The following is a 26,767-nucleotide window of genomic DNA, read 5'->3' as shown; positions in this document are numbered from 1 at the left end:
GTTAGGTATGGACTTATTTGCTGCGGCTGAGCAGAGCGAAAGTAAACAGTATGAACCCTTGGCCCAGCGTATGCGGCCCCGTAATTTTGACGAGTTTATCGGTCAGGAGGATGCGGTGGGCAAGGGAAAATACCTTAGAAAGATGATAGAGAAGGACCAGCTTCCTTCCATGATTCTTTATGGTCCGCCGGGTACGGGGAAAACCACCCTGGCCCAGATGGTGGCCACTCTTACCAACAGTAATTTTAAAAAATTAAACGCAGTGTCGGCTGGTATCGGTGACATACGCAAAATTGTGGATGAAGCGGCGGAGGCCCGCCGTTTTTATCAGAAGCGGACCATCGTATTCATTGACGAGATACATCGCTTCAATAAGAGCCAGCAGGATGTGTTGCTTCCTTATGTGGAGGACGGGCGGCTTATTCTGATAGGTGCTACCACGGAAAATCCTTTTTTCGAGGTAAATCATGCGCTTTTGAGCAGGGTGCGTATCGTTCGACTGTCGGCTTTATCGGACAAGGATTTGGCCAAGATGCTGAATCAGGCCTTAAACGATAAGGAGCGGGGCCTGGGCAATCGTAAGCTGACAGCCAGCGAAGAGGCTGTTGATGCCATGGCACAGCTTTCCGGCGGTGATGGCCGTATGGCCCTGAATCTGCTGGAGCAGGCGGCTGCCATGGTGGATGATGGCAGTGAAATTACCATGGAGCTGCTGCATACTATTTTGGGAGAGCGTATCCAAAGCTATGATAAAAAGGGCGATAATCACTATGATACGGTGTCGGCCTTTATTAAGAGCATGCGGGGAAGTGATCCAGATGCGGCCATTCATTATCTGGCCCGGATGCTGGCCAGTGGCGAGGATTTGAATTTCATTGCCCGTCGGGTGGCTATATGTGCAGCAGAGGATGTGGGTAATGCGGATCCCTTTGCCCTGGTGGTGGCCATGGCAGCAGTGCAGGCGGTTCAGTTTGTGGGCATGCCGGAGGCCAGAATTCCTTTGGCAGAAGCCGTAACCTATGTGGCTTCCGCACCAAAGAGCAATGCGGCTTATATGGCTATAGATGCGGCCCTGGCTGATGTAAGGCACAAGGACTGTGGTGTGGTTCCGGAGCATCTGCGGGATGCCCATTATAAAGGGGCGGCAAAGCTGGGGCATGGAATTAATTATAAATATGCCCACGATTTTCCGTATCATTTTGTGAAGCAGCAGTATCTCCCGACAGCCATGAAGGGGACTACTTATTATCACCCGACCTCCAACGGACGGGAAGCCAGAATCAGCGAATATCTGAAGGCCTGCTGGCCGGAGCGGTATAAATAATAGTTTTTGGGGGCGGCCTTAGGGACCGTCCTTTTGAATTTGATAATATTTCCCCATAAAATGGAAAAAATGGACTAACTGCGGTATAATAACTTGGTTAGACATTGAGTTTTAATTGAGTTTCTATAGAATGGATTGAGATATTTGAAAAAACTGATTGTAAATGCCGATGATTTTGGCCGTCATGAGCTGATTAATAAGGCGGTGGAGCAGGCAACAGAAAAGGGAATACTGCGGTCTGCCACTCTTATGCCGGGAGCAAAAGCCTTTGATTCGGCAGTGGACATTGGTCGGCGCCATCCGGAGCTGGGGGTCGGTATCCATTTTACTCTGGTAAATGGTTTTCCTGTATTGCCTCCCAAGGAGATTCCTTCTCTGGTAACGGAGGAAGGCGTTTTTGTGGATGACCATTCAGCCTTTGTAAAAAAGCTGGTTTCTGGCAGCGTAAATATGCAGGAGGTACGGGCAGAGCTTGGTGCCCAGCTCAGAAAAATGCAGAATACGGGACTTAGTCTGACCCATGCAGACAGCCATCAGCACATGCATACATTGCCTGGGGTAATCAATGTGGTTCTGGATTTGGTAAAGGAAGCAGGCATCAAGGCAGTCCGCATTCCCAAGGCTCCACTGTTCAGTGGTGAGTTTGGGGGCATTGGTCAGCTTATTGGCCGTCTGGGACTGGGGACTCTGGCTATGATGGCAGGCAGTAAGGCCAAGGCGAGAGGCGTGGCTACTCCGGATTATTTTGCGGGCATTGTGGCGGGAGAAGCCGTAACTGAGGAGAACCTTGCCGGTGTTATCCGTGATTTGAAGCCGGGAGTTACCGAGGTTATGATGCACCCGGGCACCCATAACGGTCAGCTTATTCCTGAGACAGGCTGGGACCACGATTTTGAGGCGGAATTTAAAGCCATGACATCCCCGGCTATCATTAAGCTTATTGAAGAAAATAAGGTGAAAATAACCAATTTCCGTTCTTTGGTGATGGAAGGCTAAGGAGACAAAGGCAACAATGGATAAGATAACTATCATAGTTCCCTGCTATAACGAGCAGGAGGGCGTGGAACAATTTTATACGGTGGTGTCCGATGTCTTAAAGGATATAAAGGATTGTGAATTTCACTATCTGTTTATAAATGACGGCAGTATTGATGAAACTCTGATAAAGATACGGAATCTGGCTGAGAATCATAGTGATGTGTCCTACATCAGCCTCTCCCGGAACTTCGGCAAGGAGCCTGCCATGATGGCTGGCTTGGATTATGCCGAGGGGGATGCGGTGATAATTATGGATGCTGACCTGCAGCACCCACCACAGCTGATTCCGGAAATGATAGACTGGTGGCATAAGGGCTATGACGATGTTTGTGCCAAGCGTACTGATAGACAGGATGAGGCCTGGCTGAAGCGCACGGCGGCCAACCTGTTTTACAAGGGCATGGACTCCGTGTCCAAGTACAAGCTGCAGCGGGATGTAGGCGACTTCCGTCTTTTGGATAAACGCTGTGTGGCGGCTCTGCGGCTGATGCGTGAGAATCAGCGGTTTACCAAGGGAATGTACACCTGGGTGGGCTATAAGAAAAAGGAAATCCCTTTCCAGGTTCAGCCTCGGGCCTATGGCAAAACCACATGGAATTATCTGTCACTGTGCAATCTGGCCATAGAGGGTATAACCTCCTTTACTACGGCACCTCTCAGAATGACTACTATGCTTGGTCTTGGTGTTTCCGTTCTTGCCTTGGGGTATATGTGCTTCGTGCTGTTTAATGCCCTGTGTTATGGTGACCCGGTGGCGGGGTATCCAACCTTGATTACTGTTATGCTGTTTTTGGGCGGCGTACAGTTGCTTTCTCTGGGTATTATCGGTGAATATCTGGGCAGGGTGTTTACTGAGAGCAAGCATCGTCCGGTGTATCTGGTGGATGAATATAACGGCATTAAGGTTATATATGACAGTCCGGTGAGAAAGCCGGAGGTAACTAAGAATTAAGGAGTGTAGCATTTTGTCCCAGACTAAAAATTACGTTTGGCAGACAGGCCTGATATTGACAGCGCTTTTTCTGCTGATGCTGATGCTTAATATATTGATGCCTTTGCATCGTGATGATTACGATTATTCCATGATTTATACTACGGCTGTGCACATCGAGAATTTCAGTGATGTGCTGTATTCCTGCTATATGCATTACATGCTGCATGGCGGCCGTATGGTCACGGTATTTTGTCTGGATTTGTTTCTGTGGCTGGGGAAAATCTGGTTTGATATTGCCAATGCCTTGATGTTTGTGGCTTTGGTGGTTCTGATTTATTTTCATGCCCGCCGGGATACTTCCCTTACCAAGGAGCCGGTTATGGTGGCCATTGCCAGCCTGTTGGCCTGGCTGTCCTTCCCACATTTTGGCGAGGTGGCTATCTGGAAAAGCGGTTCCACCGTATATTTGTGGTCTGCGGTGCCAGTTGCCCTGTTTTTACTTCCATATAATCTTTCCTTGAAAAAAGGCGAATCAGTCCTTGGTGGCTGGATGCTTCTGCCAATGCTCCTGTTTGGCGTAATTGCCGGCTGGTCAGTGGAGAATTTGGCGGTAACCGTGGTGGGGCTGTCGGCCCTCATCAGCTGGTATATGAAGAAAAATGGCAATATGCCTGCATGGATGCTGTCAGGCTGTGTAGGCGCCTTAATTGGTCTGGTGGGGCTGGTGGCTGCACCGGGTAATTTCGTCCGTTACGATGATCAGGGGCAGGGCAAGGGAATTCTTACCCATATTGGCAACCAGTTTGCCGGCAACGGTGAGATGGTTCTCTACATTTTGCCAATGATTTTGATTCTTCTGATAGCATGGCGGATTTTTAAAATCAAAATGGCCCAGGAGAAGGGAATAGCCCTCAAAGAAGTGGATGGAAAAATCACCACTGGTCAGTGGATTTTACTTGGGCTTATCATACTTCTGGTGGTGTCCTACTTTAATGGCAGCTTTGTGGCCTGGGCTCTCAGAGATGCCCTGTATAGCGGCGTCATGGTGCCGGTTGGACTGACGGACCCTAAGGTGCTGGACAAAGTAAATAATATCTTCCGGGGCTTTGAGGAAATGGCCATTTACTGGTTTATAATTTTCCTGATTTACGGTGTAGCCAAGAAAAAGCTGGGACTTTCCGGGGAAAATATAAAGCTCCTTTCCCAGCATGTGAAGGCCAGAGAAGTATGGAACCGTTATGAGTCTGTTCGTTATGCAGGAATTATGCTGGCCCTGGCCCTGTTAAACAACATGGTTATGCTGGCGGCACCGACCTTCCCGGCCCGTGCAACCTTCAGCTCAGTGTGCATGATTATTATTGCTACGTTGGCGGTTTTAAGGGAACCAATTATCCGTCAGTACTATGAGCAGTACACGGAGAAGCTTTTGTATGCCGGTGCTTTTGGCATTGGCCTGTTCACCATTTCTGCCGCTACGGTGGTCATGTACACCATGCAGCAGGAGCATAATGCCCGCATAGAAATTGTGGAGGAAACCGTGACCAAGGGTGAGCCGATTGCCTACATGGAGCCGATTAAGATGACTAATCGGGCTCTGCGCCATGTGTTCTTTGTGGATTTCGATAACAGCGTAACAAAGGGTGGACTATGTAAGTATTATGGCCTGGAGGATATTAAGGTCAATAAGGATGATAACAATCGGTAATCGTATTCGTTCTTGACTAAATGAGCATAAAAATAAGGACAACGCATTCAGTATTTACACTGACGTGCGTTGTCCTTTTTGTTTGTCCTATTTTATTGATTTTCCTGCAAAAGAACCGGCTTCAGGACCTCGTCCTCCGGGGTGACATAGAGGGTATTTTGGTTGGTGAAGATTACGAAGCCCGGCTTGGCTCCTGCCGGTTTCTTGACGAAACGGCAGCGGGTGTAGTCCACCGGCACCTTGGAGGAGTTGGCAGCCTGACTGAAATGAACTGCCAGATAGGAGGCCAGCAGCAGCGTGTCCTCGGATGGGTCCTCACCGTCACAGCGGATGATAACGTGGGAACCGGGAATCTCCTGAGTGTGCAGCCAGATGTCTCCCGGATTGCTGATCTTGAAGGTGAGGCGGTCATTCTGGTAATTGTTCTTGCCCACCAGAATAACAGTGCCGTCCGGGGCAGTGAACTTAAATGGCTGGGACTGCTTTACGGAAGCATGCTTCTTCAGGTTTTCCCGCAAGATGCCATTGGTAATAAGCTCTGTTTTAATATCATTGATTTCCGCAAGGCTGGTAGAGGCTTCCAAAGAAGTCTCTATGGAGGCCAGATATTTTATATCATCCAGACATTTCTCCAGCTGCTTTTCCAGCAGCTCCTTGCCACGCTTCAGCTTGTCATATTTTTTGTAGTAGGCCTGAACATTTTCGCTGACGGACAGCCGCTGGTCCATGGCAATATCAATGCTTTCACCGGCTTCGCTGTAGATGTTCACAACAGTAACTACGGCATCCTCCCTGTCCTTCAGCTGATACTGGTAGGTCATAAGATTATCCGCCTTAATGCGGTATTCCTCGGCATTATCCGCCGCGGCAATATCGCCCTTCAGCTTATCCACCTTGTTTTCGGCCCGGTTCAGCTCGTTTTTGATAAGCTTCTTGAAGCGGTCCCGGTCCGGCAGCTGGAAGCTTCCGGCAATACTGGAGGCCTTGGCCAGCATCTCACTGATGGTATCAAAGGTCAGTACCGTATCATTTATGTAGTAGTGGAGAGGGAAGGAGGCAGTGGCCAGCAGCTTCCTGTTGGCATCGATTACCAGACAGGCTTCGCCACATGGCTCCTTAAAGGCCCCTGTAATTTCTGTCAATGCATCCTTAAGAGAAGAAAAATCACTTTCCTCCAGCTCACTGACCAGCTGGTTGTGGGGCAGGCCGGCGGCAAAGGCCACTTCCTTGGCCGTAACCGGGCCAAAGCCCAGACAGGTATCGAGAATGGCCTTGCTGAGCTTTAATTCGCCTTTGCTCTTTATGGAAGCCACCACATTGTCCATAGGACACTCCAGCAGATCCATCTTATCCTGAATTGGTGGGAAAACATACGGATCTCCCGGCAGCACTGTTCTTATACGGCTGGAATTGGCTCCTACCCGGCGCAGTACATCAATGATGTTATCATCCTGTGTCAGGATAATGTTGCTGTACTTGCCCATGAGCTCGATCACCAGTGATTTGGTGACAATTTGTCCTCCGGCGGCCAGTACGTCCATATCCAAAATAATAATGCGGTCAAGGCTGTGCTGATACACCCGGGCAATGCGGGCAGTTTCTATATGCTTGCGCAGAACCATGCAGAACATAGGTGGCTCCGGAGGGTTGTCCGGTGCCTTTTCTATAATATGAACGGCAGGGTTCTGGGGATTTATCGAAATATGAACCAAATAATTTTTGCCCGGCTGTCTTACGGATAAAATAACCGACTGCTTATTTGGCTGATTAATCTTGTCTATACGTCCGCCGGTTATGGCCCTATCCAGCTCTATGGCCAACGGATGCATAGAAATACCATCTAAACTCATAAGAGCGTACCTCCATATATAATGAGACTTATTCAGTGGAGATTTTTGTTTCCGCTGAATCTAGTCGAGTTTACCCAGAGCTTTAAGGTTGCTTATCTTCCTCTTTTTGAGGAAGTCTGGCAAATGTTAGCAATGTACAAAACTAGAATAAGGATAACATTTACGGGTATCCTGGTCAAATTTGGCTGTTTTAGGAATAGAAGGGGAATATGCATAATTTTATATAAAATTATTTATAAAATTTTAGAGAGGATTTTTATATAAAAATTGTAGACACATAAAACTATTTAGCCACAACCCATGAATTAATCCTAAAACCAAGTTGAAAATACCCAAAACATACCCAAAAACGGGGTAAACAATAAAAAATACCGATAAATTTACTAAAATTTTATTGAAAAATTTATATAGCAAATGCTATAATAAGAGTGTAAAAAAAGAGAGAATGTATAGGGTAAGGAAGATACCCAATAAAAGGGAAACTAAAAATTTAGATATAATTATGTGTGTTATTTTATAGGGGGAAAATGACATGGTAAAAATCAAATTAGGTTATGCGCCTACACGACGCAGTATCTTCAGTGCTCCAGATGCAGTAAAGTATCGTGGATTAACCCGTCAGCGCCTTGAGGAGTTGGGCGTTGATTTCGTTGATATCGATGATATTAACGAGGAGGGGCTGCTCTACGATGAGAACGATCGCTTAAAGATCGTAGAGAAATTTAAGAAAGAAAAGATCGACGGATTATTTTTGCCTCATTGCAATTTTGGTACTGAGTATTTGTGTGCCCGTCTGGCAAAGGACATGAACGTTCCGGTTCTTCTCTGGGGTCCACTGGATGAACGCCCGGAGCCAAACGGTGTCAGACTCCGTGATACTCAGTGCGGTTTGTTTGCAACAGGCAAGGTGCTCCGTCGTTTTCAGGTGCCATTTACATATATGACCAACTGCCGTCTCAGTGACCCGGTGTTTGAGCGGGGAATCAAGGACTTTTTGGCAGTCTGCAATATTGTAAAGACCTTTAGAAGTATCCGAATCCTTCAGATTGCACCACGTCCGTATGATTTCTGGACTACCATGTGCAACGAAGGCGAGCTGCTGGAAAAGTTCAACATTCAGCTGTCACCAATTCCTATGCCTGAGCTTATGGATGCCGTAAAGGCAGCCAAGGAAGAGGGCACCGAGGTCCAGAAGGTAGTGGCATACTGCCGCGAGAAGATGGAAATCAAGGTTAAGGACGACGAGCTTGAGAACGTAGCAGCCCTTAAGGTGGGCATGTCCAACCTTATCAAGAAATATGGCTGCAATGCAGCAGCTATTCAGTGCTGGAACGCACTCCAGTCTGAGCTGGGCATTATGCCATGTGCAGCCAATGCATTGTTAAATGACGAGGGTATTCCGGTAGTCTGCGAAACTGATATTCACGGTGCCATTACCGCCCTTCTGGTGGAGGCAGCCGGCATGGGTGAAACCCGTTCCTTCTTCGCTGACTGGACTATTCGTCATCCTGATATTGAAAATGGTGAGCTTCTGCAGCACTGCGGTCCATGGCCAATTTCCATTGCCAAGGAAAAGGCTCAGCTTACTTATCCATTAGCTTTTGACCATCCTGGTTCCCTGACTGCTGAGGCCCGTCATGGTGATGTTACCCTGTGCCGCTTTGATGGCGACAACGGCGAGTACTCCATGCTCCTGGGCAATGCCAAGGGCGTTGAGGGCCCACGCTGCATGGGTACCTATCTCTGGATTGAGGTAGAGAACATCAAGCGTCTGGAGGCCAAGGTTGTTGAAGGCCCTTATATTCACCACTGTGTAGGTATTCACAAGAATGTTGTGCCTGTACTTTACGAGGCATGTAAATATATTGGGGTAAAGCCGGATCTTTACGACCCAATTGAGGAAGAGGTAAAGGCTTATTTGAGAGGTGAGTAATTATGAATCTTGAGGCAAAGGCTTTGGATATCCGCAAGGATATTGTTGAGCTGATTTATAGCGCAGGCTGTGGCCATATTGGCGGCGACCTCAGTGTTACCGACATTTTGGTAGACCTGTACTATAAGCAGATGAACGTGGACCCGGACAAGATGGAGGATCCGAACCGTGACCGTTTTGTTCTCAGTAAGGGCCATTCTGTAGAAGCTCTTTACTGTGTCCTGGCTGACCGGGGGTTCTTTGACAAGAAGGAATTGTTTGATACCTATTCCAAGTACTTGTCAAAATTCATCGGCCATCCAAACAACAAGATTAACGGTGTGGAAATGAATACCGGCTCCCTTGGTCATGGCTTGTCTGTAGCTGTGGGTATGGCTATGGCAGGCAAGATGGACAAGCGGGATTATCGGGTTTATGCCGTAATGGGCGACGGCGAAATGGCTGAGGGCTCCAACTGGGAGGCAGTGAATGCCGGTGCTCATTACAAGCTGGACAATCTTACGGCTTTTGTGGACAGAAACCGTCTGCAGATTTCCGGCACCACTGAGGAAGTTATGAACGCTGATGACCAGGAAGAGCGCTGGGCAGCATTCGGCTGGAATGTAATCTCCATTCCTGGCAATAACATGGAGGCCATCGATGATGCAGTGGAGGAGGCAAAAAAGACCAAGGGCAAGCCTACGGTTATCATTGCCAACACCACCAAGGGCTGTGGCGTTTCCTTTATTGAAAACAAGGCAGCATGGCATCACAAGGTTCCTACTGAGGCTGAATATAAGCAGGCACTTCAGGAGCTTGATGAGAGGAGGGCCCAGTTATGAACAAGATAGCTAACAAGCAGGTAATAAATGATGTATTGCTGGAAGAAGCTGCAAAGGATAAGGATATTATCGTACTGTGCAGTGACTCCAGAGGCTCTGCGGGCATGAAATCCTACGCTGAGCAGCGTCCGGAGCAGTTCGTGGAGGTAGGTATTGCTGAGCAGAATCTGGTGGGTATTTCTGCCGGACTGGCAGCCTGTGGCAAGAAGCCATTTGCTGTATCACCAGCCAGCTTCCTTTCTACCAGAAGTATGGAGCAGGCCAAGGTGGATGTGGCCTATTCCAATACAAATGTAAAGCTTATCGGCATCAGCGGTGGCGTCAGCTACGGCGCCTTGGGAATGACCCATCATTCTGCTACAGATATTGCAACTATGGGCTCCATGCCTAATATGCGGGTATATCTCCCAAGTGACCGCTTCCAGACCGAGAAGCTCATCAGAAGCGTACTGAAGGACGAAAAGCCGGCCTATATCCGTATCGGCCGTAACGCCGTTGAGGATGTATACGAGGAAGGCAATGTTCCTTTTGAACTTGATAAAGCCACTCTGGTAAAGGATGGCAGTGATGTTACCATCATAGCCTGTGGCGAGCTGGTAGGGGATGCCAAGGCAGCAGCCGAGGAATTGGCTGGCAAGGGTATTTCCGCCAGGGTTCTGGATATGTATTGCGTAAAGCCTATCGACAAGGACGCAATCATTAAGGCAGCCAAGGAAACCAAGCTTATCGTTACTGTAGAGGAGCACACCATGTATGGTGGCATGGGCTCCATGGTGGCACAGATTACCGCTGCCAACGCTCCAGTAAAGGTAGTAAATCTGACTCTGCCAGATGCTCCGGTGGTAACCGGCAAATCAAGAGAAATCTTCAAATACTACGGCCTTGATGCCGAGGGTATTGTGAAAACCGTTACGGAGCAGCTCTGATATGGCAAAGTATATTTTAGGAATTGACCAAAGCACTCAGGGTACCAAGGTGTTGCTCTTCGATAATGAGGGCAAGGCCATATGCCGGGTGGATAAAGGCCATCGTCAGATAATCGATGACCGGGGCTGGGTAGAGCATGATCCTATGGAAATCTGGCACAATCTGCTGGAGATAACCAAGGAGCTGCTGGCTGAAACCAAGGTGGACAGCAAGGACATTGCGGCCGTGGGTATCAGCAACCAGCGGGAAACGGCCATGGCCTGGAACCGGGAAAACGGAGAGCCTATATACAACGCCATAGTTTGGCAATGTGCCAGAGGCGCGGCTATCTGCCAGCGGCTGGACCATGACGGCTTTGGCGACAGGGTTAAGGACCATACGGGAATTCCTTTATCTCCGTATTTTTCCGGGGCCAAGCTGGCCTGGATTGTGGAAAATGTAGGTGAGGCGAAATCACTGCTGGCGGCTGACAAGCTGGCGGTAGGTACCATGGACAGTTGGCTGGTTTACAAGCTGACCGGGGGAAAAGCCCATAAGACGGATTTCTCCAACGCATCCCGTACACAGTTATTTAACATCAACACCCTTAAGTGGGATGAAGAAATATGCAACGCCTTCGGCTTAAAGGCTTCGGCCCTGCCTGAGGTTTGCGATTCCAATGCACTGTATGGCACGACTGATTTTGAGGGCCTGTTTGAGAAGCCGGTTCCTATTCATGGAGTATTCGGCGACTCACATGCAGCCCTTTATGGCCAGGGCTGTCATACACCCGGCATGATAAAGGCCACCTATGGCACTGGATCCTCAGTTATGATGAATATTGGCGAAAAGCCAATTCAAAGTAAAAAAGGACTGGTGACCTCCCTGGCCTGGAGCCTTGATGGTAAGCCGGAATACGTATTGGAAGGCAATATAAATTACACTGGCGCTTCCATTTCGTGGCTCAAGGACAATGTGGAGCTAATTGAAAGTGCCAAGGAAACTGCTGAGTTGGCCAAGAAGTCCAACCCGGCAGACAAAACATATTTTGTACCGGCTTTTTCCGGCTTGGGCGCACCTTATTGGGACAGCGAGGCAACTGGTATGTTTACCGGAATTACCCGTGTCACTGGTAAGGCAGAGCTGGTAAGGGCTGTTGTGGATTCCATAGCTTATCAGATTTCCGACATTGCGGAGCTGATGGAGGAGGAGTCGGGCAAGGAGCTTCAGGGCCTGCGGGTTGATGGAGGTCCTACCAGAAACGATTACCTCATGCAGTTCCAGGCGGATATTCTGGACAGGCCAGTGGAGGTTCCTGATGTGGAAGAGCTGTCAGCCATTGGCGCAGCCTATGCCGCGGGAATTTCTGCAGGAATTTATGAAAATAAGAAGGTTTTTGGCTCCATATCTCGAATTAGTTATGTGTCGGGTATGGGCCAGGACCGTAGAGACCAACTTAAATCGGGTTGGAAGAGCTCAATTAGGAGAACATTGGCTCGTACATAATAATCTTTGGATTTAGCAGGGAGCCTAAACCTGATAAATCATAAACGTTTTCCAATTATATCTTAAAGGAGGAAAAAACAAGATGGGTAAGTTCAAGAAAGTTTTGGCATTAGTAGCATCTCTGTGCATGATGATGATGCTGATCGCTGGTTGCGGTGCCGACAAGAAAGCTGCTGATGGAGGGGACAAGGCTGCTCTTAAGGGAGGCGGCTCCAATATTATCTATATCATCACTCCATCTCATTCTAATCCATTCTTCAAGACTGAGGCTGATGCAGCTGCTGCTAAGGCAAAGGCTCTTGGTTATGAAGTAAAGATGGTATCTCATGATGACGACGCTACTAAGCAGTCCGAGCTGTTTGAGAATGCAATCTCCGACAAGGCTGCAGCAATCATCTGCGACAACGCAGGTGCTGATGCTACTGTAGCTGCTGTTAAGAAGGCACGTGAGGCTGGCATTCCTACTTTCCTGATTGACCGCGAAATCAATGCAAGCGGTGTTGCAATCTCCCAGATTGTAGCAAACAACTATCAGGGTGCAAAGGCTATTGCTGAGGCATTCGTAGAGAAGATGGGTGAGAAGGGCGAATATGCTGAGCTGCTCGGTAAGGAGTCCGACACCAATGCAGGCGTTCGTTCCAAGGCATTCCATGAAGTTATTGACCAGTACAAGGACATGAAGATGGTTGCACAGCAGACTGCTAACTGGGAGCAGACTGAAGGCTTCCAGAAGACTGAGACCATTCTCCAGTCCAACCCTAACATTAAGGGTATCGTTTGCGGTAACGACACCATGGCTGTTGGTGCTGTAGCTGCTGTTAAGAATGCAGGTCTCCAGGGCAAGATCGCCATCATCGGCGTTGACGGTTCCGACGAGGCTGCTGCTGCAATCAAGGCTGGCGACATGACCGGTACCGCTCTGCAGCAGGCTGCAAAGATTGCTGAAATGGCAGTAGAGCAGGCTGATAAGTACCTCAAGACTGGTTCCACTGGTCTCGATGAGAAGCAGCTTGTAGACTGCATTGCTATCACTGCAAAGAATGTTGACAAGCTCAAGGCTTTCGTATACAAAGAGTAATTCTTAAGGTATAAAGAGCAAAGGTGAGGGTGGACAATAGGCGGTTCACCCTCTTTCCTTAGAAAATTGGAAAACGAGGAGTACACAATTATGAAGAAGAGAATTAGTTTAGTTTTAATGATCTGTCTGGTAATGGTATTTTCTCTTACTGGCTGCGTAAAGGTTGTGCAGATCGGTCATGAGGATGAAATTACCGGCAACAAGGCATTTAATGCTGCTGAATCCGTTGAGGCTATTTGGGCGTCCCAGGCGGTTCCTGAGCTGAAGGAAAAGGCAGTAGAGCTGCCAAAGCTTCTGAACGAGGCAAATGGCAACTTCAAGTCCGTAGCAAGCAAGTACGGCAAATATTCCATGGGTGATTCCGGTGAGCTGAGCTTTGTGGTAAAGGGCAAGGGCCAGGTTACCGAGATTAACACCGAAAAGAAAGCTGGTTATATGACTGTTCAGCTGGAAGGCTACAGCGGTCCTATTTTGGTTAAGCTCCAGATCGGCAGCGTATTCAAGGGTGCTGCTATCCGTGACAGCCTCAGCTTTATTAAGTATGAAGATTACACCAATCAGGTTGATTGGGCTAAAATATCCCAGAGCATTCACGATGTTGTAGCAAAGGATGTTATTGCTCCGGCAAAGGTTACTGAGCTCCAGGGCAAGACTATTGAATTCACTGGTGCATTCACTGTAGATAAGCCAGATGAAATTCTCGTTACCCCAGCAGAATTAATTGTTAAGTAAAGGAGGCAACTGCAAATGGCAGTCAATATAACAAATGGGCCTGATGTTTGCCTTCACGCTGAGAAAATCAGCAAGATTTATCCTGGTACCAAGGCCTTGGATGAGGTTTCCTTCAATGTGTACAAGGGCAAGGTAAACGTACTCATTGGTGAGAATGGTGCGGGTAAATCCACTCTTATGAAAATTATCGCCGGCATTGAGCAGGAGTCTGAGGGCGAGCTGTTCATGGGTGAGGAGAAGGTTCATTTTGATGACGTTACTGAGGCCAGAGAGCATGGTATCGGTATTATCCATCAGGAGCTGAATCTGTTCCCAAATCTGGCAGTATACCAGAATATATTTATGGCCAAGGAGCGCAAAAAGGGCGCCGTTGGCATTGACAATGCATACCACATTCAGGAAACCAAGCGGATAATGGACAAGCTCCAGCATCCGATTGATCCTTATACTATCGTAGGTGACCTCCGCGTAGGTCAGCAGCAGATGATTGAGATTGCCCGTAATCTTATTCAGGAGGATCTGAAGATTCTGATTATGGACGAGCCGACTTCTTCTCTTAGTGAGCAGGAGGTACAGGTTCTCTTTAAGATCATGCGTGAGCTGACAGCTGAGGGCATTTCCATCGTTTATATCTCCCATCGTCTGGAGGAAATCATGCAGATCGGTGACTATGTAACCGTTCTCCGTGATGGTAAGCTGGTGGACAGCGCAGCCGTTGCGGACATTGATATTTCCTGGATTGTTCAGAAGATGGTAGGTAAGGGCAAGAGCTATCCTAAGCGGGCCGGCGACATTGATTGGTCCAAGCGGGAGACTGTTCTTGAGGTCAAGGATCTGTCTCTGCCTAAAAAGGGTGGCGGCTGGCTTCTTGATAAGGTCAGCTTCAAGCTGAAGAAGGGCGAAATTCTTGGTATTTACGGTCTTATGGGTGCCGGACGTACTGAGGTCTTTGAGTGCATTATGGGTCTTCGTCCGGAGCACACCGGCGAGGTTATCCTGAACGGTGAAACCTTGAAAATCAAGAGCATCACCGAGCAGATTGACCGCGGCTTTGCCCTTATCCCAGAGGACAGACAGCGTGAGGGTTTGGTGCAGACCATGGATATCGGCAAGAATCTGTCTCTGTCCAGCCTGAAAAAATATGCCAAGGGTATTTTCCTCAAGAGCAATGAGGAAGAAGCCAATATTGACAAAATTATCGACGAAATCCACATCAAGGTTGCTGATAAGCGCCTGCCAATTCTTTCCCTGTCTGGTGGTAACCAGCAGAAGGTAGTAATTGGTAAGGGTATCATGACTAATCCAAAGATTCTTCTTCTGGATGAGCCATCCCGTGGTATCGATATCGGTGCCAAGACCGATGTATTTGAAATCATGAATCACTTTGCAGATGCCGGTCTTTCCCTGCTGGTTGTTTCCTCTGAGCTGGAGGAGATTAAATCCATTGCAGACCGCATCATCGTTCTCTCCAACGGTATCAAGACTGCTGAGCTGGCAGGCGATGAAATCACTGAGGACAGACTGGTTATGGCTTCCTATGAGGGACATAACACTGGGAAGAAGAATTAAAGAAGGGTGGATAACTTAAAATGTTTAAAGATAAAACATCAATGATGATGACCCTCCTGAAGGGCCGTACCTTGATTGTTCTGGTACTTTTGCTGATTTTCTTCAGCATTGCAAATGAAAATTTCCTTTCAACCAATACCCTGCTGCTGTTGGCTAAGCACGTAGCACTGTATGGTATTCTGGCTATCGGTATGACCTACGTAATTATTACGGGCGGTATCGACCTGTCGGTAGGTGCCGTGGTTGGTCTGGCCGGCATGATTGCCGGCGGTATGATACAGAATGGTGTAACTCTCCAGTTTGCTGGCGTAACCCTTTACTTCAGCGTTCCAATGGTAGTTATTCTCACCATTATCGTCGGTGCCTTCATTGGTTGGCTCAACGGTATCATCATTACCAAGTTTGGCGTAGCACCATTTATCGCAACTTTGGGTACCATGTACATGGCCCGTGGTTGGGCAATGCTCCATTCCAATGGTGCAACCTATTCCAGCCTGGCTGGTAATGAGGCCCTTGGCAATACGGGATTTAACTTCTTCGGAAGCCGTATCGCTGAAATCCCTGTTGGTGCATTGATTCTGGTAGTTATTGCCATCATTGCCCACATTCTCCTGAAAAAGACCGTATTCGGCTGGCATATCTTCGCCATCGGCGGTAACGAGAAGGCTGCCAAGCTGTCCGGTGTAAAGGTAGACAAGGTTAAAATCCTCGTATATATTTTCTCTGCAGTATGTGCTGCTATCGTAGGTCTGATTACCGCTTCCCAGCTGGAAGCAGCTCATCCGGCAACCGGTGAGACTTGGGAAATGAACGCCATCGCTGCGGCAGTACTTGGTGGTACTTCCATGGCCGGTGGTATCGGTACCATTGGCGGTACTATCGTCGGTGCATTCGTTATCGGCGTCATCTCCGATGGTATGGTTATGTGCGGTGTATCCGAGTTCTGGCAGATGATCATCAAGGGCCTGGTTATTATCCTGGCCGTTATCATTGACCAGTTCCAGCGTAACATGGAAGCCAAGATGGCTCTCCAGGCACGTAACGAATCCAAGGACTAATAATTAGACAGCAGAAAGCTACGAGGCGATTATTATGAAAAAGACCGGAATTTTAAATGCTGACCTTTCCTATCTGGTGGCAGGATTGGGTCATAAGGATCTTGTAATGATTGGTGACGCCGGAATGCCTATTCCGGAGGGCGTTACTATTGTAGATATGGCACTGGTTCCTGGTATTCCAACCTTTAAGCAGACTCTTGATGCCCTGCTTACTGAGATGGAGGTTGAATACTATTATCTGGCTGATGAAATGGATGACAAAAATCCGCAGCTTAAGGCTTATGTGGGTGAGAAGCTCCCTGGCATTGAGCATGAATCCATGCCTCACGATGCTTTAAAGGAGTTCTCTGCACAGGTTAAGTTTGCTATCCGCACAGGTGAGTTTAGTCCTTATGCAAATGTTATTTTGAGGGCTGGCGTAGTATTCTAAGGGGACTGTTGCTATGAAGGTAAATATAAAGAAAATCAGTGAATTATCTGGTTTTTCTGTAGCAACGGTTTCCAACGCCCTTAGTAACAAGCGGGGAGTAAACAAGGATACGGCTGAGCGGATTATCAGGATAGCCCGGGAAAACGGGTATATCAAGGATGAAAAGATCAAGCGTATCAAAATGGTTACTTACCGCGACAGTGGAGAGGTTTTTACTGAATCACCATTTTTTTCCACCTTGCTGGACAGCATAGAGGCCGAAAGCAGGCGGGCGGGCTACGATGTTTCTATTGTTAATCTTTACCGACATCATAGTGATTTTGAGGACAATGTCCGGGAGTTGTTAAATGACACTGTATCAGCGGTACTGCTGGTGGGCACCGAGATGACGGAGGAGGATGCCCGACTCTTTACGGATGCCCATATACCGCTGGTTATGGTAGATAATTACTTTGAATCCCTCAACTTTGATACGGTGCTCATGGATAATGAGGACTCCGTAACAAAGGCAGTAAATTTTCTGCTGGAGAACGGTCATACCAAGATTGGCTATCTTCAGGGGGATACCCGTATCAGAAACTTTATTGCCAGAGGCCGCAGCTTTAGCCGGACTCTGTGGGAAAATGGCCTGACCCTGGACAAAAATCTGGTATTTAATGTAAAACCCTCTGTAGTAGGTGCCTTTGAAGGGCTGAACCGTTATATTGCAGAAGGCCGGGAAATGCCTACCGCATTTTTTGCTGATAATGATATGATTGCTCTGGGGGCCATGCAGGCCTTGCAGAAGAATGGCTATTCCATTCCTGAGGATATATCCATTATCGGCTTCGATGATATTACATTAGGAGAGGCTTTCTCTCCGGGTCTGACTACCATTAGTGTGGACATTAAGGCAATGGGCCGCCTGGCAGTGCGCCGGCTGGTAGAGCAGATTCAAAACCGTGACGAGGCTCACTCCTGCACCAGACTCTACAATGATCTGGTGGTAAGGGGCAGCGTCGGTAAACTAAAAAGATAAGGTGAAATATATGAAAATTGCTGTTATCGGTTCAACAAACATGGATGTTGTATCCTATACCGACAAAATTCCAGAGGCCGGTGAAACAAGAGAGGCCACTGGCTTCCACACCGCCTGCGGCGGAAAGGGTGCCAATCAGGCCGTAGCTGCCGGCAAGCTGGGTGCTGATGTTATGATGGTAACCGCCATTGGTGATGACCTTTTCGGGGAAAAGTCCATGGACAATTTCCTGGAAAATAACATCGATACCGAGTATGTGTGGACTGCCACCGGGGTAGCCAACGGTGTAGCTACTATCCTGGTTGATGAGTCCTCCCAGAACCGCATTCTCATCCACAAGGGCGCCAACGCCTGCCTCACGCCGGAGGTTATTGAGGATGCCGAGGATGCCCTGAAGGAATGTGGCCTTATCGTGTTGCAGCTGGAGGTTCCATTGGAAACCGTTTATGCCGCAATTGATATGGGCAAGAAGCACAATGTGCCTGTACTCCTGAATCCGGCACCTGCCAGCAAGGAGCTGTCCATTGAGAAGGCCTGCCTCTGTGATTTCTTCGTTCCAAACGAAACAGAGCTGTCCATTTTGACTGGCATGCCTACCAACTCTCTGGAGGAGATTAAGGCAGCTGCCCAGACTCTGGTGGACAAGGGCCTGAAGAACGTAATCGTTACCATGGGCTCCAAGGGCTCCATGTGGCTCACCAAGGAAGATTATCTGGTAGTGCCTGCTGTCAAGGTTGATGCTGTAGACACCACCGGCGCCGGTGATTCCTTTATCGGCTGCTTCGTGGAAAACTACTCCCGCACCCAGAATATTCCAGAGGCCATGAAGGAAGCCTCCCAGTATGCTTCCCTCAGCGTAACCCGCAAGGGAACCCAGGATTCCTATCTCACCAGAGAAGAATTCGATAAGCTGAAGAAATAAATAGCATCAATTAAAATGCACATCCGTTTTGCTGTATTGGCAAGATGGATGTGTTTTTTGTTGGAAAAAAGTGTAGAAACAGTGATTAAATAAGAGATTGGGAAAAGGGTTTTGCTAATGAACGTAGAAGTAATACATCAAATGGATAAAAAAATATTACTAAAATGTAAACAAAATTAAATGGAGGAAGAAAATGAACAAAAGATATTATTTGCACAGAATATCTCATGAAGATTATGTTTCATACAGTTTGCTTGAGAGTGGTTATCTTACACTTGGCTGGGGATATTTTGCAGGTACTGATATACTTGATGCAGTGATAGAAGGGAACATGGCAAAATTTGAGGAGATTACTACAGGCTGTTCGCGTTCTAGGTGGTCGATATGGTATTTTGCTAAAATGAATATTGGTGACACAGTTGTTGTGCCTTTGTACGGTGGTAAATTTTCAGTATTTAAGGTTGTAGAATTGGCAAAATCTATTTCAGAATTAGAAACAATAATGTCTACGGTCAAGACTGCATGGGGGAATAATAAATTAACATGGAAAGAACATAGAATATATGATGACACAAATAATCGTTGTATTGATTTAGGGTTTTACATAAAGGTGGAGCCGATTGTAAAAAATGTTCCGAGAAGTTTTGTTGACTCCAAATTTGTTTCAAGGATGAAAATACGAGTAACAACAGCTGATATAACTGATATAAAAGCTAATGTAGAGGATGGTATTCAAGCAGGCATAAATAACAAGCCAATACTGTTATATGAAGAAACCATAGATGACCTTGTTATCCAGGTCAAGCAATCTATTGTTAAAAATTTAGATGATAGTAAATTTGAAAAAATAATCAAATGGTATCTTGAAAAATGTGGTGCAAGCTTAGTATGGATACCTGCTAAAAATGAAGCGGGTAAGGTTGATGGAGCTGATGCGGATATCATTGCTGAGTTTGATAATTTAAAATTTACAGTATATGTTCAGGCAAAACACCATGAAGGGGATACGGATGAATGGTCAGTGGAGCAAATTAAAAGATACAAAGATCAAAAAGAAACTGGTGATGAAGGTTGCACTTATGCTACATGGGTAATAAGTTCAGCAGATTCGTTTACAGACCGAGCTAAAATATTGGCTGCCGAGTATGGTGTTCGGTTAGTAAATGGCAATGATTTTGCCAGAATGTTGATAGATATTGGATTACTTGATATTAATAAGGCGTTTTAAGGTAGAACAAGTAAAAGAGTACATTGAAAATAACTTAGCACATCTGTTTTGCTGTATTGGCAAGATGGATGTGTTTTTTTGATTAATTATAATTTTGACATTTACACGATACTGTGTTAATGTTAGAAAAAAGGAGGTGCTTTTTATGGTGGATTATTATACTGTTACTGAATATGCCAATTTAACTGGAAGAGATAGCGGAAATATTAGACGTATGCTCATAAATGGCACTTTAATCGGAGAAAAATTGGGCAATCAGTGGATTATTCCTAAAAGCGAGAAATATCCATCGGATAAGCGGATAAAAAATGGCAATTATCGTAATTGGCGGAAGAAAATGACCATCAGAAAAAACTATCCAACATTGATGAAGGCACTTCTTAAAATGTGTTATGATATTCATGGCATATATGGTGATAGCGTCGATAAAATTATTTTATATGGTTCTTATGCCAGAGGCGAAGAAAGTGCTGATTCTGATGTTGATATCGCCCTTATATTAAAAGCAGATATCAGCCAAGAGCAACATGATAAAATGATAGACATTGTTGTAGATTATGAATTAGATTTGGCTGTATCGTTATCTGTTATTCCTATTGAAATCCAAAATTATTTGGAGTGGAAAAATTCATTGCCGTTTTATAAAAATATTGAAAAAGAGGGTATTGTTTTATGGAAGGCAGCATAGAGGAATTATCCAAATATAGATATGAAACCAGTCTTGAAAATATTGCAGACGCAAAGTTAATGTTTGATAATGGAAGGTATAAAAATGCCCTTAATCGGGCCTATTATGCAATATTTCACGCAATTAGAGCTGTTTGTGCCCTAGATGGCTTTGATAGCAGCAAGCATAGTGGAGTAATTTCATATTTCAACCAAAACTATGTAAAAAGTGGAGTATTTACGAAAGAATTATCTAAAATTATCAAATATTCTTCTGAAAGCAGAGAGAAGGCTGACTATCTGGATTTCTTTATTGCTTCGAAGGAGGATGCAGAAAAACAGATTGAGCAGGCGGAATGTTTTGTAGAATGTATAGGTGAATATTTAGCAAAGGAAAAAATATTATGATGGAAATGTTCGTTCGATGATAAGAAATAAAAATCATGGCACATCCATATTGCTGTCAATACACCAGCAATATGGATGTTTTTTTATATCTATGTGCAAAATATTGATGCTACTCTAAAAGTGAACACGGAATGGTAGAAAAAAATCTTTTATAGTAAAATATGAAGGAATGGAGTTACCAGGAAGGAGTCCACTTTAATTATGGGAAAACATTTAACCCACTGAAGAAAGAGTTCATGATCAAGCAGTACAAAAGCAACCAGGCATTAAAGCTTGATGATTTCTAGAGCAGTGCATTTGCACTGCTCTTTTTTGTTTGCAAAAGTAATGTACGTAATTGCGTACATTACTTTTGCTACGATATAGCCAAGAAGATAAGAAAATTAACAATTTATGGAGGTGCATTAAAATGAGTTCATTTGAAAAAGTAATTGGCTATAGCACTAGATAAACTATCTCCGGAGAATGCCAAGGGGCAGATTGACAGGATTAAACAAGTAATATTAAATTTGGATACATTTCCGCAATCTCATCAGGACAGGTTAACTGGTCGGTATGCGGGAAAGGGGTATTGGAGCAGGGCATTTGCACTGCTCTTTTTTTGGTAGGAAAAAGCATTGATTGTATGGTATAGGTGTGCTTTTTAATATTCATGACTTGAATAGAATGACTAGAAAGAATATAATTTAATCAGAAAGGTGGTGGGGAGAATGAAGTTTACGGAGAGCGGCACTGTTGAGCTGAAGAGAGAGTTTACCAAAGGGATTCGCAAGGAAATAGTGGCCTTTGCCAATTCCATGGGCGGGACAATTTACATCGGCGTAGATGACACGGGGACTGTAACAGGTGTAGACAGTCCAGATGATGTGATGCTGTCAGTAATAAACTGTGCCAGAGATAACGTAAGACCGGATATCATGGGATTTATATCCTGCGCTGTCAAGGATTTTGATGGTAAAAAAGTGGTGGAGGCAACTATTCAGAAGGGGCCGGACCGTCCCTACTATCTTAAAGATAAAGGACTCACATCCAATGGGGTATATATCCGCAATGGCTCAGCTTCCAATCCCGCCAGCATATACCTGATAAGGAAAATGATAAGTGATTCTCTGGGAAATTATGAGGATATGCTTTCAGTTGATCAGGAGCTCACCTTTAAGCAAATGATGGAGGAATTTTCGAAAAGGAACATTGATTTATCCAAGGTTCAAATGCAGTCCCTGGGTATTACCAACAGTGATGGAATGTACACCAATCTTGGGTTGCTGGTATCTGATCAATGTCCCCACATCATAAAAGGCGCAGTTTTTCGTGGTACTGATTGCCTGGATTTTCAGGACCGTAAAGAATTTTCCGGATCAGTATTCAAGCAGATGAACGATGCTTATAGTTATTTGGAGCTTAATAACCATACCGCGGCGTCCTTTAATGGTCTGTATCGCCATGATCAGAGAAGCTATCCGCCGGTGGCCTTGCGGGAAGCATTAATTAATGCAGTGGTTCATAGGGATTATTCTTCGCTGTCTGTAAGCACGAAGGTTAGCATTTTCGCTGATAGGATAGAGATATTATCTTATGGTGGCCTGCCAAGAGATATTACCCTTGAAATGGCCCTGAGTGGTGTATCGGCCTGCCGTAATCCCAAGCTGGCCAACATTTTTTATCGTCTGAAGCTGATTGAAATGTATGGCACCGGCTTCAGCAAAATGCAGGCGGGTTATGCCAACAGGGACACCGGGTCAGATATATACAATGCCCATGGCTTTCAGCCATCCTTTGTGGCAGTTGAGGGCATATTTAAGGTCTTACTGCCGAACTTAATTTATCAGGGCAGGGAACAGATGGTTACGGAAGCACCGGGAACATATAGGACCACGTATATTGATAATGACGTATATACGAGGGTATTGGATATGTTCAATACAAGGAGGGAGCTTACCCGCCTGGAAGTGGAAAAGGAGCTGGGAGTGAGCCTGTCCACTGCAACCAGAATATTGAGAAAACTGAAGGAGCAGGGGCGTATAATGCCAATGGGCCGAGGTAAACAAACAGTGTATGTTAGGAACCCCGAAAAATAGGAAATAGCGATATGTCGCATGTAATGCACATCTATTTTGTTAGACTCAGTTTAGCAGGATGGATGTGCTTTTTTCATTTTTTTATTGCGATGTACAAAATATTGTACATCCAATATTGTAGAATACAGACAAAAGAAAAAGAGGATATTTGAAAATATGGCTGCTATTAGATGGAGGCGGGCAATATGATTATTTACAAAGCTGAATTGAGATATGAATCTCTGCGGACTCAAAAGAACGATAAGGAAACCCTGAATCCTGCAATTGATGATAAAAGAATTTGCCGGATTATTAATGACGCCAACGATGGCCTTGGGGTTCGCTGCGGCTTGGATGACAACCTGAGTGTCGCTGCCGTAAATGGTGAATATGGACACTGGGAGATGGTTTTTGCCTGCAATTTGGAAAAGGTTACTTTAAAAGACTGTGAGAAGTGGATTAAGAATCATTTTTTGGATAATTATGCCGTTAAAAATGTGGCAGTGGAAAATATCCGCGAAATTTCTGCAAAAGAATTTAATAAACTTCTTGATAAGGCCAATGACAGGGACTTTTATAGTGGATGGAATATAGCAAACAAGCTGGGACTGGATTATCTTGAAAACAGAAGGTTTCAGGTTCAGGAACGGGTATATGAGCAGGAGGACATCACCAAAAGGAAACTTAAATCTTTTGCTGATGATATTATGGCTGACAAAAGCCTGTTGGAGGAGATTGACAGAATTTATTCCAGCCAGAATGAAAAGAAATATTATGGTAATCCTGTACATTATGTTATCACGGCAGGAACGGTACAGGCTGCCAATGATATTATTAGCCTGCTTGTTTTTGCATTGAAGGCAAATAACCGACTTTTGGGAGGACGGGTAAGCTACGTTAATAAAATTAGTGAGCATTGCTCCGGTGATGAAGATTTCCAGCAAATGTTTGAATTGGGCAGGGGATCGGCTGTGGCGATTGATATGAGTGGTACTGATGAAGACCACGGAGTGTACGCTTCTGCATATCGGGAGGTTGTAGATTTTATTGCAAAGACAGTGGTAGATAACCAGATGTATACACTTTGCTTTTTTGTGCAGCTTTCGGAAAATCCTGGGTTTAGTAAAGGCCTTATTGCAGCTGTACAGGATGATATACACCTGATAGAAATCTGTGAAGGAAGGGGAGACAAGGAGCAGGCAGTTAATTACTTGGAAAAGCTGACGAAGAAATCACAATTCAAGGCTTCCCGTGGGGAACTGGAAAAGGCTTTACCGACCAAAACCAAGACCTTTACGGCAACTGAAGTATACAAAACTTATAATAAATGGTTTAGCAATGGGCTGAAGAGCAAGGCCTACAAGGCATACAAATCAGTGGAGAAGGTTGCTGTTAGGGAAAAGAAGAAAGAAAACAAGCCTTATGAGGAACTGCAGAATATGGTGGGGCTTGCGGATATAAAAGCATTGGTGGACCAGATTATTAATACTGCCAAAATCAGACAGTCCAGAAGCAAGCTGGGGCTGGATAACTACAAAGTATCCCAGCACATGATTTTTACCGGCAATCCGGGCAGTGCCAAAACTACGATTGCCCGCCTTATGGCGGAAATCCTGAAGCAGGAAGGTGTATTGGAGACGGGGCATTTTGTGGAGTGCGGTCGTGCGGATCTTGTAGGTAAATATGTGGGGTGGACAGCTCAGATAGTGCAGAAAAAGTTCCGTGAAGCCAAGGGAGGTATATTATTCATTGATGAGGCCTATGCATTGGTAGATAATTATACAAATTCCTTTGGGGCGGAGGCCATTAATACTATTGTGCAGGAAATGGAGAATAGACGGGATGACGTCATTGTTATTTTTGCCGGGTATCCTGATAGAATGGAACAGTTTTTGGCGGAAAATGAAGGGCTGAGAAGCCGTATTGCTTTTCATTTGGATTTTCCTGACTATAATGCCGAGGAGATGCTTCAAATTCTTGAGCTTATGGTAAAAAACAAGGGGTATGAAATTAATGATGAGGTACGGGAAAAGTGCCTGGATATATTTAAATGTGCCTGCGGACAATCGGAATTTGGCAATGGGCGCTTTGCCAGAAATCTCTTGGAACAGGCCATGATGAAGCAGTCAGACAGACTTATAAAGGAGTCCAATGGCAAAAAGATCAGCCGTAAGGATCTAACATCTCTTATGGCAGATGATTTTTCTGTAAATGCAGAAAAGATGTACAAAAAGCCTAAGACTGCAATCGGGTTTGTGTGATATAGGAAGGTGGCTGATTTGCATAGGTAAATGAATTGATGGCCCATTGGAGTGTGTTATGAATCACTCTGGTGGGCCGTTTTTATGGTGGTCAAATTTTTACTAATAGTGGTATTTTCAAGACTTAGCTGCAATGATAATATAAAGATAATAAATATTTAACCGTTATGAAATGGATTTTATTAACTAAAGGCAGGGGATAGTATGGAAACAGGAAATAAAAGACTTATTAATCTGTATATTTTGGATATATTGCAAAAATACACAGATAGGAATACCCAGCTGAGACAATGCGATATAATAGAAAAATTGCAAAGTGAATATGGTATTATTTGTGACCGGCGTACAGTAGGCCGGGTTTTGGATGATTTAAATGATTATTTTGACCCATTTGATCGGAAGATTGTGCATATAAGCGGAAAAGGATACTGGCTCCAACGGACCTTTGAGGAGTGGGAGCTCAGAATGCTGGTGGATAGTGTGTTGTTTTCAAAAACCATTTCTCAGCAGCAGGCTAAGGCTTTAATAAAAAAACTCCAGAGATTTGCCAGTAAAAATTTCGAGAAAAAAGTGACCCATGTATGTAATCTTCCATCCCTTAGTCATACGGATAATGAAGCAGTCGCCCAGGTGGTGGATGTGATAAATGCAGCCATTGAACAAGAGAAGAAAATCCAGTTTATTTTCAATGAAATGGGCCTTGATAAAAAGCTGCATCCGAAGAAGAACGAGCCTTATGTAGTTAACCCATATCAGATGGTAGCAAATAACGGCCGCTTTTATCTTATTGGTAATATGGATGGGCATGATAATCTTATTCATCTGCGCATTGATAAAATGACGAAGATAGAAATCCTTGCTGCGTCAAGAAAAAAGGAAGAAGAAATACCAGAGTTGGCTCATGGTAAAAAATTGGATTTGCCTAAACACATGGCGGAACACATTTATATGTTCAGTGGTGAAACTGTTCCGGTATGGATAAAGACCCAACCGAACAGGATGGGAGATTTGGTTGACTGGTTCGGTAAGGATTTTACCATCGAAGAAGAGAAGGAAGACTATATTGTTATCCGGGTAAAGTGTAACGAAAGTGCCATCAGGTATTGGGCTTTGCAATACGGGCCAAATGTTGAGGTGTTGAGGCCAAAGGAATTGCGCGATCAGCTTCGGAAAGATGTGGAAAATATGTGGCAAAAATACTGCAAATAATTTTTAAAAATTAATAATAATCACTCCGTGTACAAAATATTGCACATCTATTGTGTTAGACTAAGCTCAACATAATAGATGTGCTTTTCAGTGGACATCCATGAAAAGCCAAAA

22 protein-coding genes are annotated in these 26,767 nt (G+C 45.3%); 21 read left to right on the top strand and 1 reads right to left on the bottom strand.

Features of this window, described 5'->3' with window-relative positions; genetic code table 11:
- Nucleotides 1–7 precede the first annotated feature (7 nt).
- The 4 genes from D081_RS06525 (at nt 8) to D081_RS06510 (ending at nt 5,001) form a co-directional block, all read left to right on the top strand.
- On the top strand, nt 8–1,324 hold the full coding sequence (locus tag D081_RS06525; RefSeq protein WP_085023378.1) for a replication-associated recombination protein A: 1,317 nt from the start codon (nt 8–10) through the stop codon (nt 1,322–1,324).
- 144 nt (nt 1,325–1,468) lie between these two features.
- The gene (locus D081_RS06520) at nt 1,469–2,320 is read left to right on the top strand and encodes a ChbG/HpnK family deacetylase (protein ID WP_085023377.1); all 852 of its coding nucleotides are present in this window, start codon (nt 1,469–1,471) and stop codon (nt 2,318–2,320) included.
- 16 nt (nt 2,321–2,336) lie between these two features.
- A complete protein-coding gene (locus D081_RS06515; RefSeq protein ID WP_085023376.1) occupies nt 2,337–3,314 on the top strand; it encodes a glycosyltransferase family 2 protein in 978 nt (325 codons plus the stop codon).
- A 13-nt stretch (nt 3,315–3,327) separates the two neighbouring features.
- Nucleotides 3,328–5,001 carry a DUF6056 family protein gene (locus tag D081_RS06510; protein WP_255375008.1) on the top strand — a complete coding sequence of 558 codons (1,674 nt, stop codon included), beginning with the start codon at nt 3,328–3,330 and terminating at the stop codon, nt 4,999–5,001.
- 92 nt (nt 5,002–5,093) lie between these two features.
- Here the strand turns inward: D081_RS06510 and D081_RS06505 are convergent, their stop codons facing one another.
- Nucleotides 5,094–6,851, bottom strand: coding sequence for an NFACT family protein (locus D081_RS06505; protein WP_085023375.1), 1,758 nt, complete (start codon nt 6,849–6,851; stop codon nt 5,094–5,096).
- A 532-nt stretch (nt 6,852–7,383) separates the two neighbouring features.
- Between D081_RS06505 and D081_RS06495 the strand changes: the two genes are divergently transcribed.
- From D081_RS06495 to D081_RS06410, 17 genes are all read left to right on the top strand, one after another.
- Nucleotides 7,384–8,784: an L-fucose/L-arabinose isomerase family protein gene (locus D081_RS06495; protein ID WP_085023373.1), complete on the top strand. Its 1,401-nt coding sequence runs from the start codon at nt 7,384–7,386 to the stop codon at nt 8,782–8,784.
- Between the two features lie 2 nt (nt 8,785–8,786).
- Complete coding sequence (locus D081_RS06490; RefSeq protein ID WP_085023372.1) at nt 8,787–9,605, top strand: transketolase; 819 nt, start codon at nt 8,787–8,789, stop codon at nt 9,603–9,605.
- Nucleotides 9,602–10,531 carry a transketolase family protein gene (locus D081_RS06485; protein ID WP_085023371.1) on the top strand — a complete coding sequence of 310 codons (930 nt, stop codon included), beginning with the start codon at nt 9,602–9,604 and terminating at the stop codon, nt 10,529–10,531. The genes D081_RS06490 and D081_RS06485 overlap by 4 nt, the downstream gene beginning before the upstream one ends.
- 1 nt (nt 10,532) lies before the next feature.
- Nucleotides 10,533–12,017, top strand: a complete 1,485-nt coding sequence (locus tag D081_RS06480; protein ID WP_085023370.1) for a glycerol kinase — start codon at nt 10,533–10,535, stop codon at nt 12,015–12,017.
- Nucleotides 12,018–12,099: 82 nt separating this feature from the next.
- Complete coding sequence (locus tag D081_RS06475; protein ID WP_085023369.1) at nt 12,100–13,095, top strand: D-ribose ABC transporter substrate-binding protein; 996 nt, start codon at nt 12,100–12,102, stop codon at nt 13,093–13,095.
- Nucleotides 13,096–13,185: 90 nt separating this feature from the next.
- A complete protein-coding gene (locus D081_RS06470) occupies nt 13,186–13,827 on the top strand; it encodes a DUF2291 domain-containing protein (RefSeq protein ID WP_085023368.1) in 642 nt (213 codons plus the stop codon).
- A gap of 15 nt (nt 13,828–13,842) precedes the next feature.
- A complete protein-coding gene (locus D081_RS06465) occupies nt 13,843–15,396 on the top strand; it encodes a sugar ABC transporter ATP-binding protein (protein ID WP_085023367.1) in 1,554 nt (517 codons plus the stop codon).
- Between the two features lie 20 nt (nt 15,397–15,416).
- Nucleotides 15,417–16,454 carry an ABC transporter permease gene (locus D081_RS06460; RefSeq protein ID WP_085023366.1) on the top strand — a complete coding sequence of 346 codons (1,038 nt, stop codon included), beginning with the start codon at nt 15,417–15,419 and terminating at the stop codon, nt 16,452–16,454.
- A gap of 34 nt (nt 16,455–16,488) precedes the next feature.
- On the top strand, nt 16,489–16,884 hold the full coding sequence (rbsD, locus tag D081_RS06455; RefSeq protein ID WP_085023365.1) for a D-ribose pyranase: 396 nt from the start codon (nt 16,489–16,491) through the stop codon (nt 16,882–16,884).
- 13 nt (nt 16,885–16,897) lie between these two features.
- Nucleotides 16,898–17,902, top strand: a complete 1,005-nt coding sequence (locus D081_RS06450) for a substrate-binding domain-containing protein (RefSeq protein WP_085023364.1) — start codon at nt 16,898–16,900, stop codon at nt 17,900–17,902.
- Between the two features lie 10 nt (nt 17,903–17,912).
- Nucleotides 17,913–18,824 (top strand): ribokinase, encoded by a 912-nt coding sequence (gene rbsK, locus D081_RS06445; protein ID WP_085023363.1) that lies wholly within the window; start codon nt 17,913–17,915, stop codon nt 18,822–18,824.
- 193 nt (nt 18,825–19,017) lie between these two features.
- The gene (locus tag D081_RS06440; protein WP_085023362.1) at nt 19,018–20,052 is read left to right on the top strand and encodes a restriction endonuclease; all 1,035 of its coding nucleotides are present in this window, start codon (nt 19,018–19,020) and stop codon (nt 20,050–20,052) included.
- A gap of 145 nt (nt 20,053–20,197) precedes the next feature.
- Nucleotides 20,198–20,740, top strand: a complete 543-nt coding sequence (locus tag D081_RS12820) for a nucleotidyltransferase domain-containing protein (protein WP_085023361.1) — start codon at nt 20,198–20,200, stop codon at nt 20,738–20,740.
- Nucleotides 20,725–21,126, top strand: coding sequence for a HEPN domain-containing protein (locus tag D081_RS06430; protein ID WP_085023360.1), 402 nt, complete (start codon nt 20,725–20,727; stop codon nt 21,124–21,126). Before D081_RS12820 ends, D081_RS06430 begins: the two co-directional genes overlap by 16 nt.
- Nucleotides 21,127–21,836: 710 nt before the next feature.
- Nucleotides 21,837–23,204, top strand: a complete 1,368-nt coding sequence (locus D081_RS06420) for an RNA-binding domain-containing protein (RefSeq protein WP_085023359.1) — start codon at nt 21,837–21,839, stop codon at nt 23,202–23,204.
- Nucleotides 23,205–23,389: 185 nt separating this feature from the next.
- The gene (locus D081_RS06415) at nt 23,390–25,444 is read left to right on the top strand and encodes an AAA family ATPase (protein WP_158087582.1); all 2,055 of its coding nucleotides are present in this window, start codon (nt 23,390–23,392) and stop codon (nt 25,442–25,444) included.
- Nucleotides 25,445–25,648: 204 nt separating this feature from the next.
- Entirely contained in the window at nt 25,649–26,653 is a 1,005-nt protein-coding gene (locus D081_RS06410; RefSeq protein WP_085023357.1) for a YafY family protein, read from the top strand.
- The last annotated feature ends 114 nt before the right edge of the window (nt 26,654–26,767 follow it).

Origin of the sequence: Anaerovibrio sp. JC8 (genome assembly GCF_002100115.1) — a bacterium.
In the GTDB taxonomy this organism is placed as follows: Bacteria; Bacillota; Negativicutes; order Selenomonadales; family Selenomonadaceae; genus Anaerovibrio.
Note: the sequence above shows the minus strand (reverse complement) of the source record. Positions and strands in the feature narration are given on the sequence as shown.

Excerpts from the sequence above, each read along its gene's own strand:
- D081_RS06450 (WP_085023364.1), top strand. The coding sequence starts at position 16,898 with ATGAAGGTAAATATAAAGAAAATCAGTGAATTATCTGGTTTTTCTGTA.
- D081_RS06485 (WP_085023371.1), top strand. The coding sequence starts at position 9,602 with ATGAACAAGATAGCTAACAAGCAGGTAATAAATGATGTATTGCTGGAA.
- D081_RS06430 (WP_085023360.1), top strand. The coding sequence starts at position 20,725 with ATGGAAGGCAGCATAGAGGAATTATCCAAATATAGATATGAAACCAGT.
- D081_RS06415 (WP_158087582.1), top strand. The coding sequence starts at position 23,390 with ATGATTATTTACAAAGCTGAATTGAGATATGAATCTCTGCGGACTCAA.
- D081_RS06480 (WP_085023370.1), top strand. The coding sequence starts at position 10,533 with ATGGCAAAGTATATTTTAGGAATTGACCAAAGCACTCAGGGTACCAAG.
- D081_RS06440 (WP_085023362.1), top strand. The coding sequence starts at position 19,018 with ATGAACAAAAGATATTATTTGCACAGAATATCTCATGAAGATTATGTT.
- D081_RS06515 (WP_085023376.1), top strand. The coding sequence starts at position 2,337 with ATGGATAAGATAACTATCATAGTTCCCTGCTATAACGAGCAGGAGGGC.
- D081_RS06475 (WP_085023369.1), top strand. The coding sequence starts at position 12,100 with ATGGGTAAGTTCAAGAAAGTTTTGGCATTAGTAGCATCTCTGTGCATG.
- rbsD (WP_085023365.1), top strand. The coding sequence starts at position 16,489 with ATGAAAAAGACCGGAATTTTAAATGCTGACCTTTCCTATCTGGTGGCA.
- D081_RS06465 (WP_085023367.1), top strand. The coding sequence starts at position 13,843 with ATGGCAGTCAATATAACAAATGGGCCTGATGTTTGCCTTCACGCTGAG.
- rbsK (WP_085023363.1), top strand. The coding sequence starts at position 17,913 with ATGAAAATTGCTGTTATCGGTTCAACAAACATGGATGTTGTATCCTAT.
- D081_RS06470 (WP_085023368.1), top strand. The coding sequence starts at position 13,186 with ATGAAGAAGAGAATTAGTTTAGTTTTAATGATCTGTCTGGTAATGGTA.
- D081_RS06420 (WP_085023359.1), top strand. The coding sequence starts at position 21,837 with ATGAAGTTTACGGAGAGCGGCACTGTTGAGCTGAAGAGAGAGTTTACC.
- D081_RS06525 (WP_085023378.1), top strand. The coding sequence starts at position 8 with ATGGACTTATTTGCTGCGGCTGAGCAGAGCGAAAGTAAACAGTATGAA.
- D081_RS06410 (WP_085023357.1), top strand. The coding sequence starts at position 25,649 with ATGGAAACAGGAAATAAAAGACTTATTAATCTGTATATTTTGGATATA.
- D081_RS12820 (WP_085023361.1), top strand. The coding sequence starts at position 20,198 with ATGGTGGATTATTATACTGTTACTGAATATGCCAATTTAACTGGAAGA.
- D081_RS06505 (WP_085023375.1), bottom strand. The coding sequence starts at position 6,851 with ATGAGTTTAGATGGTATTTCTATGCATCCGTTGGCCATAGAGCTGGAT.
- D081_RS06490 (WP_085023372.1), top strand. The coding sequence starts at position 8,787 with ATGAATCTTGAGGCAAAGGCTTTGGATATCCGCAAGGATATTGTTGAG.
- D081_RS06460 (WP_085023366.1), top strand. The coding sequence starts at position 15,417 with ATGTTTAAAGATAAAACATCAATGATGATGACCCTCCTGAAGGGCCGT.
- D081_RS06495 (WP_085023373.1), top strand. The coding sequence starts at position 7,384 with ATGGTAAAAATCAAATTAGGTTATGCGCCTACACGACGCAGTATCTTC.